The organism is Microvirga thermotolerans, from assembly GCF_009363855.1.
Taxonomy (GTDB): Bacteria; Pseudomonadota; Alphaproteobacteria; order Rhizobiales; family Beijerinckiaceae; genus Microvirga; species Microvirga thermotolerans.
Genome location: NZ_CP045423.1, coordinates 2,304,287 through 2,316,690, shown reverse-complemented (window position 1 = coordinate 2,316,690; position 12,404 = coordinate 2,304,287). Strand labels below are relative to the sequence as shown.

General features: G+C 69.2%; 12 protein-coding genes. 8 read left to right on the top strand and 4 right to left on the bottom strand.

All coding sequences use genetic code 11. The annotated features are described in order from the left end of the window. Nucleotides 1-11 precede the first annotated feature (11 nt). The 8 genes from GDR74_RS10745 to GDR74_RS10710 all read left to right on the top strand — a co-directional run bounded on the left by GDR74_RS10745 (nucleotide 12) and on the right by GDR74_RS10710 (nucleotide 8,479). The gene (locus tag GDR74_RS10745; RefSeq protein ID WP_152586311.1) at nucleotides 12-734 is read left to right on the top strand and encodes an ABC transporter ATP-binding protein; all 723 of its coding nucleotides are present in this window, start codon (nucleotides 12-14) and stop codon (nucleotides 732-734) included. Continuing rightward, nucleotides 721-1,659: an IclR family transcriptional regulator gene (locus GDR74_RS10740; protein WP_246179364.1), complete on the top strand. Its 939-nt coding sequence runs from the start codon at nucleotides 721-723 to the stop codon at nucleotides 1,657-1,659. The genes GDR74_RS10745 and GDR74_RS10740 overlap by 14 nt, the downstream gene beginning before the upstream one ends. Nucleotides 1,660-1,880: 221 nt before the next feature. Further along, a complete protein-coding gene (locus GDR74_RS10735; RefSeq protein WP_152586310.1) occupies nucleotides 1,881-2,630 on the top strand; it encodes an SDR family NAD(P)-dependent oxidoreductase in 750 nt (249 codons plus the stop codon). Nucleotides 2,631-2,640: 10 nt separating this feature from the next. Further along, a complete protein-coding gene (locus tag GDR74_RS10730) occupies nucleotides 2,641-3,330 on the top strand; it encodes an EthD domain-containing protein (RefSeq protein ID WP_152586309.1) in 690 nt (229 codons plus the stop codon). A 150-nt stretch (nucleotides 3,331-3,480) separates the two neighbouring features. After that, nucleotides 3,481-5,217, top strand: a complete 1,737-nt coding sequence (locus GDR74_RS10725; protein WP_152586308.1) for an FAD-dependent oxidoreductase — start codon at nucleotides 3,481-3,483, stop codon at nucleotides 5,215-5,217. A 40-nt stretch (nucleotides 5,218-5,257) separates the two neighbouring features. After that, nucleotides 5,258-6,463, top strand: a complete 1,206-nt coding sequence (locus GDR74_RS10720) for an NADH:flavin oxidoreductase/NADH oxidase (RefSeq protein WP_152586307.1) — start codon at nucleotides 5,258-5,260, stop codon at nucleotides 6,461-6,463. A 2-nt stretch (nucleotides 6,464-6,465) separates the two neighbouring features. Beyond that, nucleotides 6,466-7,422: an MBL fold metallo-hydrolase gene (locus GDR74_RS10715; RefSeq protein ID WP_152586306.1), complete on the top strand. Its 957-nt coding sequence runs from the start codon at nucleotides 6,466-6,468 to the stop codon at nucleotides 7,420-7,422. 121 nt (nucleotides 7,423-7,543) lie between these two features. Next, complete coding sequence (locus GDR74_RS10710; RefSeq protein ID WP_152586305.1) at nucleotides 7,544-8,479, top strand: DMT family transporter; 936 nt, start codon at nucleotides 7,544-7,546, stop codon at nucleotides 8,477-8,479. A gap of 90 nt (nucleotides 8,480-8,569) precedes the next feature. Here the strand turns inward: GDR74_RS10710 and rpmG are convergent, their stop codons facing one another. From rpmG to rnr, 4 genes are all read right to left on the bottom strand, one after another. Continuing rightward, nucleotides 8,570-8,737: a 50S ribosomal protein L33 gene (gene rpmG, locus GDR74_RS10705; protein ID WP_152586304.1), complete on the bottom strand. Its 168-nt coding sequence runs from the start codon at nucleotides 8,735-8,737 to the stop codon at nucleotides 8,570-8,572. Nucleotides 8,738-8,887: 150 nt separating this feature from the next. Then, a complete protein-coding gene (locus GDR74_RS10700) occupies nucleotides 8,888-9,610 on the bottom strand; it encodes an NUDIX hydrolase (RefSeq protein WP_425486957.1) in 723 nt (240 codons plus the stop codon). Further along, nucleotides 9,582-10,055 (bottom strand): DUF983 domain-containing protein, encoded by a 474-nt coding sequence (locus GDR74_RS10695; RefSeq protein ID WP_152586303.1) that lies wholly within the window; start codon nucleotides 10,053-10,055, stop codon nucleotides 9,582-9,584. The genes GDR74_RS10700 and GDR74_RS10695 overlap by 29 nt, the downstream gene beginning before the upstream one ends. Nucleotides 10,056-10,069: 14 nt before the next feature. After that, nucleotides 10,070-12,388 carry a ribonuclease R gene (rnr, locus tag GDR74_RS10690; RefSeq protein ID WP_152586302.1) on the bottom strand — a complete coding sequence of 773 codons (2,319 nt, stop codon included), beginning with the start codon at nucleotides 12,386-12,388 and terminating at the stop codon, nucleotides 10,070-10,072. Between the last annotated feature and the right edge of the window lie 16 nt (nucleotides 12,389-12,404).

Below are 12,404 nucleotides of genomic sequence, written 5' to 3'. Positions count from 1 at the left end.
GAGGGAGCGAGATGCTGACACTTCAGAACGTTGATCTCGCCTACGGCCCGATCACGGCCGTGCGCGGCGCCTCCATCGAGGTCTCGGCGGGGGAGGTGGTCGCCATCGTGGGCGGCAACGGCGCGGGCAAGAGCACGCTTCTCAAGGGAATCGCCGGCCTGATGCCGGTGGGCGCCGGGCGCATCGTGTTCGAGGGCGAGGACGTGTCGCGGCTTGCGCCGCATCGCCGGGTCGCACGGGGCATCGCCCTGTCGCCGGAGGGACGGCAGGTCTTTCCCGACCAGACCGTCTACGACAACCTCACCCTGGGAGCCTATTTCCGCCGCCTGCCGAACGATGCCCTGGAGGCCGAGATCGAGGAGCAGTTCAGGCTCTTTCCCCGCCTGAAGGAGCGCCGCGACCAGCTCGCCGTGACGCTCTCGGGGGGCGAGCAGCAGATGCTCGCCATCGCGCGGGCCCTGATGAGCAAGCCCCGCCTGCTTCTCCTCGACGAGCCGTCCCTGGGCCTCGCGCCGAAGATCATCCAGGAGATCTTCGACATCATCGCCTCCCTGCGCCGGTCCGGCATCACCATCCTGCTCGTCGAGCAGATGGCGAACATGGCGCTCGCCATCGCCGACCGGGCCTATGTGCTCGAGACGGGCAGTGTTACATTGTCGGGAACCGGGCGGCAGCTCCTTCACGACCCGAAGGTGCGGGCCGCCTATCTCGGAGTGTCCCATGGCGCGGCGTGAGACGGCCCCTGCCGTCGGGCGGACGGCATCCGCCGCCACGGGCAAGGCGAAGGAGGCGGGGCGGTCCATGAGCATCGACGGACGCGGCGTGCAATCGGTCGAGGTCGGCGGAAGAATCCTCTCGGCGCTCGTGCGGGCGGGCAGGCCGCTGATGCTGCGGGAGCTCGCCGCCATGGCCGAGGTCGCGCCCGCCCAGGCTCACGCCTACCTCCTGAGCTTCCGCAAGATCCAGCTCGTGGAGCAGGATGCGGGGAGCGGGCGCTATCGTCTCGGACCTTTCGCCCTCCAGCTCGGGATCGCCCGGATGCGGAGCTTCGACCCGCTGCGGCTTGCGGGCGCCGCGGTCGTGGAGCTTGCGGAGGAGACGGGCCTGATGGTGACGATCGCCGTGTGGGGCACGCACGGCCCGACCATCGTCCAGGTCCAGGAGGGCAACGACCAGGTCCACGTCAACGTGCGCGCCGGAACCGTCTATTCGATCACCGGCACCGCCACCGGCAAGATCTTCGCGGCCTTCATGCCGTCCAAGATCGTCGAGGCGCAGCTGGCCGAGGAGCTGCGCAAGGGCGCACGCATCCAGAGCGTCGGCACGCCGACCTCGCGCAAGGAGCTCGAGGCGGAGGTCGAGAAGGCGAAGCGCCTTGGCTACGCGCCCACGGAAAGCAAGCCTGTGACCGGCATCAACGCGCTCGCCGCGCCGGTCTTCGATCACAGCGGACAGATGCAGCTCGCCATCACCCTCATCGGGCCGACCGGCGTGCTCGACGTCGGGCCGGACAGCGCCGACGCGAAGACGCTGCTGGCATTCACCCGCAGGCTGTCGGCGGAGCTCGGCTACACGCCGCATGCCGTCGAGGCGGTTGCGGAGCCCGAAGCCGCTCCTGCGCAGGCAGCAAGTCCGGGAAGGCGCAGGCGCTCCGCCTGAGCGCCCACGTTTCGTTCGCACCGTTCGCGCCGCCGCGCCGGGCAGAGGACCGGCGCGGCTTTCGCCGTTCTCAGGCGGACTCCGGCCGGATATTTGGAAGACGAAACGCATTCGCTATTGGCGAACGTGTTCGTCATATGCTTATCTGTCGAAAAGGGCCCGCGACGCCGCACGAGGCCAGGGACGGGTGCATTCCAAGATCGGACAAGGGAGCTGGAACGATGCTGCTGGAAGGGCGAATCGCACTTGTGACGGGAGCGGGGCAGGGGAACGGGGCCGCCATCGCCCGCGGCCTCGCAGCGGAAGGGGCGCGGGTGATCGTCACCGATCTGAACGGCGATGCGGCGGCGCGGACCGCCCAGGACATTATCGCCAAGGGCGGCGAAGCCTGGTCCTACGCGCTCGACGTTGCGGACGCGGAGGCCTGCCAGGCGCTCGCCCGGGAGGTCGAAGCCTCGATCGGACAGGTCTCGATCCTCGTCAACAACGCGGGAATCTGCCCGCGCAACACCATCGACAGTCCCGACGTGCGGCGTTCCTGGAACGCCGCGATGCAGGTCAATCTCGACGGCACGCTGAACGTCACCCTCGCCTTCGTCTCCGCCCTCAGGGCCACGAAGGGTACGGTGATCAACATGGCCTCCATCGCCTCCTTCGTGTCGACCTCGACCTCGATCAGCTATTCGACCTCGAAGGCGGCCGTGCGCATGCTGACCCAGAACCTCGCGCAGGAACTCGCCAAGGACGGCGTGCGGGTGAACGCCATCGCCCCCGGCACGCTCAACACGCCGATGACGGAGGCGACCCGCAACGACCCGGAGCGGGCGAAGCGCTTCCTCTCCCGCATCCCCCTCGGCCGCTTCGGCGAGCCGGAGGAACTCGTCGGGCCCACCGTGTTCCTCGCATCCAGCATGTCGAGCTACGTGACGGGCACCACTCTCGTCGTCGACGGCGGTTATCTGGCGGTGTGAGGAGGCGGGCATGATCGTGCGGATGGGCCTTTTGACCCGCAGGCCGGGAACGAGCGAAGCCTCCTTTCGCGAGCACTGGCGCAAGGTGCACGGCCCGCTGGCGGCGCGGCTGCCGGGCCTGAGGCGCTACGTTCAGAACCATGTGACCGACCGGCGCCAGCTCGCTATCGACCATGCGCGCGGCACATGGTCCATCGACGGGATCTCCCAGCTGTGGTTCGACAGCGTCGAGGACATGAACCGCGCCGTCGCGTCGGAGGCCTATGCGGATGTCGCGCGAGACCACGTGACCTTCGTCGGCGATACCGGGCTGGTGACGACGGTGCCGAACGTGGTGGTTCCGGTGGACCCCTCTGCCGGGCCCCTCGTGAAGCGCATGTCTATCCTCACCCGGAAACCCGGCCTGACGCCGGAGGCGTTCAGGGACGAGTGGTGGGGCTTCCACGCGGAGGCGGTGAAGAAGTTCCCCAATCTCATGGGCTACACGCAGAACCTCGTGGTGGACCGCAGCGCCGGCCTCGGGGCTCCCTCCTCCTACGAGGCCCTGCCCATCGACGGGATCGTCGAGCTCTGGTTCCGCTCCGTCGCCGACATCGAGGCAGCCTTCCGCTCTCCGGCGGCCGACGTCTCGCAGACGCACGCGCTCAGCTTCATCTCCGAGATCACGACATTCCTCGTGGACGTGCACGAGGTGGTCTGACGAAAGCGGCCGAGGGCCGCGGAAGATGTCGCGGGTATCTTGAAATAGCGAATGCGTTCGTCTAAAACAAATTAACGAACGCATTCGCAAATGCTGAATCGAAAGCGCTCCAGCGAGGCCGAAGAGCCCGGGGGCGAGGTGAGGAGCGCCATGAAGCCGACGAAATCCGTAACGTGCGATGTTCTTGTGGTGGGGTCCGGCGCCGGCGGCTTCTCGACCGCCCTGACGGCCCGTCTTCACGGCCTCGACGTGATCATCGCCGAGAAGGAGCCCGTCTTCGGCGGAACGACGGCGCGCTCCGGCGGCTGGATGTGGATCCCCTGCAATCCGCTGGCGCAGAAGGAGGGCTTCAAGGATTCGCGCGAGGCGGCCCGCACCTACCTCCAGCACGAGGCCGGAAATCACTTCGATGCCGCGCGGGTCGACGCCTTCCTGGAGAACGGCCCCAAGATGGTGGAGTTCTTCCAGGAGAACACCGAGATGGATTTCACCCTCGGCCCGGCCTTCTCCGACTACCACCCGGACGCACCGGGCGGCACGTCGGGCGGGCGCTCCATCGTCGCCACGCCCTATGACGGGCGCAGGCTCGGCAAGGAGATCGCGCGCCTGCGGCCGCCGCTGCGGGAGATTACCTTCCTTGGCATGATGATCGGGTCCGGCAAGGAGCTTCTCCACTTCTTCAACGTGACGCGCTCGGTCAAGTCCGCGGCCTATGTGGGCGTGCTGCTCGCGAAATACGCGCGGGATCTCGTCTCCCACGGCCGGGCCATGCGCCTGACCAACGGCAACGCCCTCATCGGGCGGCTCGCGAAGTCGGCCATCGACCAGAACATCCCGATCTGGACCTCCTCGCCGGTGAAGGACCTGATCGTGGAGAACGGCGCCGTGAAGGGCGCCCTGGTGGAGACGGAGCAGGGCATTGTGGAAGTGCGCACCCGCTGCGGCGTCGTGCTCGCGGCCGGCGGATTCCCGCAGGACGTGCTGCGCCGCAAGGAACTCTTTCCCCACGCTCCGACGGGCGCCGAGCACTGGTCGCCCGCTCCTCCCGGCAACACCGGCGACGGCATCCGCCTGGGCGAGCGGGTCGGCGGACGCGCCGCGGAAGGGCTGCCGAACGCGGCCGCCTGGGTTCCCGTGTCGCTGGTGCCGCGCCGCGACGGGACGCACGGTCCGTTCCCGCACTTCATCGACCGCGGCAAGCCGGGCGTGATCGCGGTGACGAAGCGCGGCAAGCGCTTCACCAACGAGTCCAACTCCTATCACGATTTCGTCCAGGCGATGGTGAGCGCCTGCGGCGACGATCCGGAGAAGGCGGCGTGGCTCATCGTCGACCACCCGACGATCCGGCGCTACGGCCTCGGCTTCGTGAAGCCGTTCCCGGTGCCGCTCGCGCCCTACCTGCAGAACGGGTATCTCCTCAAGGGGCGGACCCTGCGCGAACTCGCCGCGAAGGCGGGCATCGACCCGGCGGCGCTCGGGCAGACGGTCGAGACCTACAACCGCGATGCGCGCAGGGGCGAGGACCCGCAGTTCCGGCGCGGCAGCACCGCGTACAATCGCTATCTGGGCGATCCGGACCACAAGCCCAACCCCTGCGTGGGTCCCATCGAGCGCGGACCGTTCTATGCGGTCAAGGTGGTGCCCGGCGACCTGGGCACCTTCGCCGGCCTCAAGACCGATGCGGATGCGCGCGTGGTCGATGCGAACGGGCAGGCGATCCCCGGCCTTTATGCGGTCGGCAACGACATGGCCAGCATCATGGGCGGCAACTATCCCGGCGGGGGCATTACCCTCGGGCCCGCCATGACCTTCGGCTACATCGCGGGCCGGCACCTGGCCGGTGTCGGGACGCAGGACCGTCCCGCCGCCGACCGTCCGGCGGCGTAGCGGCGATGGCATCGGACCAAGCCCCGTCGGGAGGCGAGCGATGAGTCCCGACCATGGACCCCCGCGCCTGTTCACGCCCCTGACGGTCCGGGACGTGACGCTGAAGAACCGGGTCGTCGTCTCGCCCATGTGCCAGCATTCCGCCGAGCCCGGCGGAGTGGCCGGTGCCTGGCATCTGGTTCATCTCGGAAAGTTCGCCCTGGGCGGGGCGGGGCTGATCTTCGTCGAAAGCACCGCGGTCGAGCCAGGCGCGCGCATCGGCATCCGCGACGTCGGCCTCTGGTCGGACGCGCAGGTTGCCCCCTTCAAGAGCATTGTCGACTTCGTGCATGCGAACGGCGCCGCCATCGGCGTGCAGCTCGCCCATGCGGGGCGCAAGGCGGGCTCGCAGGCCCTGTGGGAGGGCGGCCGTGCGCTCACCGTGGAGCAGCTCCGTGCCACGGGCGAGCCGTGGCGGCGCGTCGGCCCGAGCGCCGTCGCCGCCGGGCCGGAGTGGTCGGTGCCGGACGCCCTCGATCGTGAGGGGATCGCGGAGATCCGGCGGATGTTCGCCGCCGCCGCCGAGCGGGCGGACCGGGCTGGTTTCGACGTGCTGGAGCTGCATTTCGGACACGGCTATCTGGTGGCCTCGTTCCTCTCGCCCCACGCGAACCTTCGCGACGACGCCTATGGCGGCTCGCGCGAGAACCGCATGCGCCTCGCCATCGAGATCGCGCGCGACGTGCGGGCGGTCTGGCCGGAGGGCAAGCCGCTCTTCGTGCGCATCTCGGCCGTGGACGGAACGGCCGACGGCTGGGGGCTGGACGATTCGGTCGTCCTCGCCCGCGAGCTGAAGGCCGTGGGCGTCGACGTGATCGACTGTTCGTCCGGCGGGCTGTCGGACGAGACGCGCAACATGAACGTCCCGCGCGGGCTCGGCTTCCAGGTGCCGTTCTCGGAGCGCATCCGCCGCGAGGCGGAGGTGATGACGCAGGCAGTCGGCGTGATCCTCGACGGGCCGCAGGCGGAATCGATCCTGGAAGAGGGCGGGGCCGACCTGATCGCCGTCGGGCGCCAGGCGCTCTACGATCCCTACTGGGCGCATCACGCGGCCCATGCGCTGGGCTACGACCTCGGGTTCGAGGGGTGGCCGGTCCAGCATGGGCCCTGGCTCGCGAAGCGGGCGCCCCTCATGGAAAAACTGAAGCACAGGGACGGCGCCCTCGAAAGCCTTACGGGCGTGCGCCGTCAGATGGGAGAAGCATGACGATGACAGCCAAAGCCTTTGCGTCGACGGGAGATCTTTCGGAGAAGAGGGTGTCGTTTACGGAGATCGGGCCGGGTCTTTACGCCTACACGGCGGAGGGCGACCCGAACACCGGCGTGATCGTCGGCGACGACAGCTGCATGGTGATCGACACCCAGGCCACCCCCGCCATGGCGGAGGACGTGATCGCGCGGGTGCGCCGCGTCACCGACAAGCCGATCAAGTACGTGGTGCTCTCGCACTATCACGCGGTGCGGGTGCTGGGCGCCTCCGCCTACAACGCGCAGGGCATCCTCGCCTCCCGGGCCACCTACGATCTCATCGTCGAGCGGGGCCAGCAGGACAAGGAGTCGGAGATCGGCCGCTTCCCGCGCCTCTTCCGCGGCGCCAGCAGCATTCCCGAAGGCCTCACCTGGCCGACCCTGACCTTCGAGCGCAGCCTGTCGGTGTTCCTCGGCCGGCGCGAGGTGAGGCTGATGCATCTCGGCGCCGGGCACACGGCGGGCGACATCGTCGCCTGGGTGCCGGACGCGGAGGTGATGTTCACCGGCGACCTCGTGGAGTACCATTCCGCCTGCTATTGCGGCGACGCGCATCTGCGCGCCTGGCCGCGCACGCTCGATGCGATCCTGGGCTTCGACCCCAAGGCGATCGCCCCGGGCCGCGGCGACGCGCTGCAGGGCCGCCGCCCGGTGCGCGAGGCCGTCGCCATGACCCGCGACTTCGTGACGAGCCTCTACGGCGCCGCCGAGCTGTCCGTCGCCCGCGGCCGCTCGCTGAAGGAGACCTTCGCCGCGGTGCGCGAGGCGATGGACCCGAAGTTCGGCGCCTTCGCCATCTACGAGCACTGCCTGCCCTTCAACGTGTCCCGTGCCTTCGACGAGGCCTCCGGCATCGACCATCCCGTCATCTGGACCGCCCAGCGCGACCGCGAAATGTGGGCCGCGCTGCAGGGCTGAGGGGACGCTCCCGAACGCCCTGGCGCCGGATGTCTCCCGAGGCGGCCTCCGGCCGCCCGGTCCGCTCATGGTCCGGTCCCCGGCGGGGCCGCACGCAGTCCCAGCCTGAAGGTCTCGACGCATGCCACCGGCTCCGACCAACCGCGTTCAGGCGAGGAACTGGGCCTCGCTCGCCATCGGGATCCTCTGGGGCCTGACCGCGGCCCTCGCCTGGACCGGGTACAACGTGGGATCCCGCCTCGGGCGCATGGACGGCCTCACGCCGGTGGACATGTCGATGCTTCGCTTCGGCGTGGCCGCTTCGATCCTCGCACCTCTCGTGCTGCTGCGCGGGCGCGGCCATGGGCTCGGCTGGGGCCGCGTCCTGTCCCTTACCGTTCTGGCCGGGCCCTTTTTCGGTCTCCTCATCAACACGGCCTTCGGGCTCGCTCCTCTCTCCCATGCGGTGGTCCTGACGTCCGGAGCGACCATGGTCAGCGCGAACGCGCTCGCCTGGAAGCTCGACGGCCGCCGACCGCCGGTCCTGCGGCTCGTGGGAATGGCGGTCCTGATGGCCGGATTGTCGCTGATCGCCGCGGACCAGGCGGGCCGGGGACCGGAGGCTCCGGGCGGCGTCTGGCTCGGGGATCTCTGCTTCGCGGTCGCCGGCACCCTCTGGGGGACCTTCACCTACCTTCTCGGCCGCTGGAAGGTCGACCCGGTGGTCGGCATCGGTCAGGTCTCGATGCTCTCCGCGCTGTTCTTCCTGCCGCTGTTCCTGCTGGGGGAGGGGCGCGGCGCGGCCGCGCCGGAATCCTGGCTCGCCCAGGCGTTCTTCCAGGGCGTTCTCGGCGGCTGCCTGGCGACGGTGGCCATCGCCAAGGCGGTTTCGCGGCTCGGGGCGGGGGAGGCGGCGCTCTTCCCGGCCCTGGTCCCGTCCGGCGCCCTGCTGCTGGCGATTCCGCTGCTCGGGGAATGGCCGAGCCTCCTGGAGGTTCTGGGCATCGCCACCTGCACCCTCGGCCTCCTCACCGCCTTCGACCTCGTCCGCCTTCTCCCCGGCCGCGGGAGGCCCTGAGCCGCCCCGGCGTGGTTCCTGGCCGGCGGCAAAAGAAAAACCGCCCGAAACGGGGCGGTTTTCGCATTCCGTGCAAGTCCGAAGAGGAGCTTACTTAATCTTGGCTTCCTTGAACTCGACGTGCTTCTTCGCGACCGGGTCGTACTTCTTCATGGAGAGCTTGTCGGTCATCGTGCGCGAGTTCTTCTTCGTCACGTAGAAGTAGCCCGTGTCGGCGGTGGAGACGAGCTTCACTTTGATGGTTGCGGCTTTGGCCATGGTCAAACCTCGTATAAGTCCGGTGCTTCGGCGGGATGAATCCTGGCCGAAACGCAAAGGCCGGGCGAGCCCGGCCGAGAAAATCCTTCCGCTCCATGCCCGATTGCGCCTCTCCCGTCAAGGGTTTCCGGCGTCGGGCCGGGAATTCCCCTAGATTTCCTCCCGCATGAAGCGGCCGCGCTTCTGGTAGTAGAAGGGAACCGGCAGTTCGTGGGCGAATCCCTGCGCGATCCGGGCCTCAAGCTCCTCCAGGATCACTTTCGTGATCGGGATCAGGTCGAGGCTCTTCGCCCGCTCCAGGGTGACCCAGGCCGTCTCCACGAGCTCGGATTCGGGGCCGATGACCCCTTCGATCTCGTCGGCGATGGCCGTCCGGTCGACGGCGAAGAACCGGGTGTCGAAGCGCCTCACCTGCCGGGGCGGGGTGATGGCCCGCGCCACCACCTGGAGCGCCTCGAGATCGGGGAGGACGCCCCGATCCCGGAAGGCCGCCCAGGTGCCCTCGGGGACCCGCTCGGGCGGCCCGTATTCCTTCGTGCCGAGAAGGATGCCCGTCTCCTCGAAGGTCTCGCGGATCGCGGCGAGCGCCAGTGCGCGGCAGCGCTGCGCCGAGGGGCGCGAGACCCGCGCCATCAGGGACTGCTCCGCCCGGGGGTGAAGGGTGCCTGCGACGGACATGGACCGGTCGCCCGCCTCGATGCGCCCGCCGGGGAAGACGAACACGCCCGGCATGAACCGGTGCGAGGCATGGCGGCGCCCCATGAGCACCTTCGGCTGGCGTCCCTTGCGGTCCACGATGATGAGGGTGGCCGCGTCCCGGGGAACGACCTTCGCGTAGGCCGGGTCACGCGCCTCCAAGGCGCGGCGATTCATCTGCTCCAGCATCGCCGTCACGCTCGATCTCCCCTGTCCTGGCCGCGCGGGCGCGGGCCGTGCCGAATCCATGCATGCCTAGCGCGTATTGCAGCCCGACGACAGCACCCTTGACGGGTTGCATGAGGAGAAGGCAGAGGGCGAGCGTCAGGGCGGGCCATACGGCGAGATGCACCCACAGGGGCCACTCGAAGCGGGTTTCCGACATCAGGATCCCGTAGCCGACGAGGTGGCCGACGATGAACATGACCACGTAGGGGGGAAGGTCGTCGGCCCGGTGATGGTGCATTTCCACGCCGCAGGCTTCGCAGGAATCCACGACCTTGAGGAAGCCGCGGAAGAGCCGTCCCTGTCCGCAGGCGGGGCAGCGGCAGCTGAAGCCGCGCTTCATGGCCTCGATGCGCCCGACCGCCGCGGGCCGGACAGGCTGTGGGAAGGAATCCATCGTGCTTCCTCGGATCAGGCGCGTCCGCGCCGTTTCACCCTCACCTTGGGCGCGGCGCGGCGCCCGGGCTTCTCCGTCTTCTTGGCGGCCTTCGAGGCCTTGCCTCCGCGCGCCTTCGCGCCGCCCGCGGGACGGTGGCTGTAGCGCCCCTCGGACAAAAGCTCGAAGCGCAGGGCCCCGGCGACGGGGGCGGCCTCCACCAGCTTGACGCGCACCCGGTCGCCGAGGCGATAGGTCTCGCCGGTCCGCTCGCCGCGGAGGGAGTGGGTCCTCTCGTCGTAGCGGTAATAATCGGCGCCGATGGTGCCGGCGGGGACGAAACCGTCCGCGCCGGTCTCGTTGAGCTTGATGAAGAGGCCGGCCTTGGTGACGCCGGAGATCTGCCCCTCGAATGTGGCGCCGATCCGGTCGGCGAGGAAGTGGGCGATCAGGCGGTCGATTGTCTCACGCTCCGCGGCCATGGCTCGCCGCTCCGCCGCGGAAATCCGCGCGCTGATCTCGATCAGCTCCGCCCGGGTCGTGTCCGCCGGCAGGCCGTCGCTCCCCAGCCTGAGGGCGCGGATGAGCGCCCGGTGCACGACGAGGTCCGCATAGCGGCGGATCGGGGAGGTGAAGTGGGCGTAGCGCCTCAGGTTCAGGCCGAAATGGCCGTAGTTCTCGGCGGAGTATTCCGCCTGGGACTGGGAGCGCAGCACCACCTCGTTGATGAAGAGCTGGTGCTCGGACCCTTCGACGCCGCGCAGGATCCGGTTGAACAGCTCCGGCCTCAGGGCGCCCTGGGCGGGGAGCTTGAGGCCGATGGAGGCCAGAACCTCGCTCAGTGCCCGCATCTTCTCAAGGGAAGGCTCGTCGTGGACGCGATAGATCAGGTCCGACTGGGCCTTCTCCAGGGTCTCCGCTGCGGCGACGTTCGCCAGGATCATGAACTCCTCGATGAGCCGATGGGCCTCCAGCCGCTCGGGCACGAAGACCCTGTCGACGGTGCCGTCGGGCTTGAGCACGATCTTGCGCTCCGGCAGGTCGAGGAAAAGCGGCTCGCGGACGTCGCGGGCCTTCTTCGCGGTCTCGTAGGCGGCCCAGAGGGGCCTGAGGATCGGATCGAGGATGGGGCCGGTGATCTCGTCGGGCCGGCCGTCGATAGCCGCCTGCGCCTGGCTGTAGGACAGCTTTGCTGCGGAGCGCATCATGACCCGGTGGAAGCTGTGGCTCTTCTTGCGCCCGTCGGGGCCGAGCACCATCCGGACGGCGAGGGCAGGGCGGGGCTGGTGCGGGCGCAGGGAACAGAGGTCGTTGGAAATCCGCTCCGGCAGCATGGGCACGACCCGGTCCGGGAAATAGACCGAATTGCCCCGCTCCAAGGCTTCCCGGTCGAGGGCGGAGCCGGGCCGTACATAGGCCGCCACGTCGGCGATGGCGACGGTGACGATGAAGCCGCCCGCATTGTGAGGGTCCTCGTCCCGGACCGCGTGGACCGCGTCGTCGTGGTCCTTCGCATCGGGCGGGTCGATGGTGACGAGGGGAACGTCGCGCCAGTCCTCGCGCCCGTCCAGGGCGACGGGCTGTGCCCGTTCCGCCTCCGCCAGGGCCTCCTTGGAAAATTCGTTCGGGATGTTGTGCGCATGGATCGCGATGAGGCTGACGGCCTTCTCCGACTTTACGGACCCGAGCCGCTCCCTGACCTTCGCGTGGGGCAGCCCGAACCGGCCGTGCTTCACTATGGAGGCGGAGACGAGATCGCCGTCGAGGGCCTCGGCCTCGTCGCCGGGCCGGATCGGGAGCTCCTGGTCGCGGGCCTTCTTGTCCACGGGGACGAGGCGGCCGCCGCCCTCCGGCAGCGCGCGGAAGATGCCGAGGACCTGTGCCTGCTTCTTCGCGACGATCTTCGTCACCCGGCCCGCATAGCGGTGGATGTCTCCGGGCTTCAGCGGGTCGACCCGCAGGAGCGCCCGGTCGCCGACGCCGGCAACGGGCATGCCCGGGCGCGGCTTGCGGGGCGGGACGATGACGATGGTCGGGACCGGGCCGTGCTCCTCCTCGTCCCACTCCGTCGGCTCGGCCACCAGCTCCCCGTCCCGGTCCCGGCGCTTGATGTCGGCGAGGACCACGGGGGGGAGCTGGCCCGCCTTGTGGACGGTCTTGCCGCGCCGGTCGACGACGCCTTCGATCTCCAGATCCTTCAGGAGTTGCTTGAGCCAGATCCGGTCGCCGCCCTGCACGTTGAAGGCGCGGGCGATCTCCCGCTTGCCGACCTTGCCGTGGGCGCTGGCGATGAAGGCGATCACCTCCTCGCGGGAGGGGAGGGGCGCGGGAGACGGTTTGGAGCGCTTAGCCAAGGAGATAACTCTTCGC

Excerpts from the sequence above, each read along its gene's own strand:
- GDR74_RS10745 (WP_152586311.1), top strand. The coding sequence starts at position 12 with ATGCTGACACTTCAGAACGTTGATCTCGCCTACGGCCCGATCACGGCC.
- GDR74_RS10740 (WP_246179364.1), top strand. The coding sequence starts at position 721 with ATGGCGCGGCGTGAGACGGCCCCTGCCGTCGGGCGGACGGCATCCGCC.
- GDR74_RS10735 (WP_152586310.1), top strand. The coding sequence starts at position 1,881 with ATGCTGCTGGAAGGGCGAATCGCACTTGTGACGGGAGCGGGGCAGGGG.
- GDR74_RS10730 (WP_152586309.1), top strand. The coding sequence starts at position 2,641 with ATGATCGTGCGGATGGGCCTTTTGACCCGCAGGCCGGGAACGAGCGAA.
- GDR74_RS10725 (WP_152586308.1), top strand. The coding sequence starts at position 3,481 with ATGAAGCCGACGAAATCCGTAACGTGCGATGTTCTTGTGGTGGGGTCC.
- GDR74_RS10720 (WP_152586307.1), top strand. The coding sequence starts at position 5,258 with ATGAGTCCCGACCATGGACCCCCGCGCCTGTTCACGCCCCTGACGGTC.
- GDR74_RS10715 (WP_152586306.1), top strand. The coding sequence starts at position 6,466 with ATGACAGCCAAAGCCTTTGCGTCGACGGGAGATCTTTCGGAGAAGAGG.
- GDR74_RS10710 (WP_152586305.1), top strand. The coding sequence starts at position 7,544 with ATGCCACCGGCTCCGACCAACCGCGTTCAGGCGAGGAACTGGGCCTCG.
- rpmG (WP_152586304.1), bottom strand. The coding sequence starts at position 8,737 with ATGGCCAAAGCCGCAACCATCAAAGTGAAGCTCGTCTCCACCGCCGAC.
- GDR74_RS10700 (WP_425486957.1), bottom strand. The coding sequence starts at position 9,610 with ATGAATCGCCGCGCCTTGGAGGCGCGTGACCCGGCCTACGCGAAGGTC.
- GDR74_RS10695 (WP_152586303.1), bottom strand. The coding sequence starts at position 10,055 with ATGGATTCCTTCCCACAGCCTGTCCGGCCCGCGGCGGTCGGGCGCATC.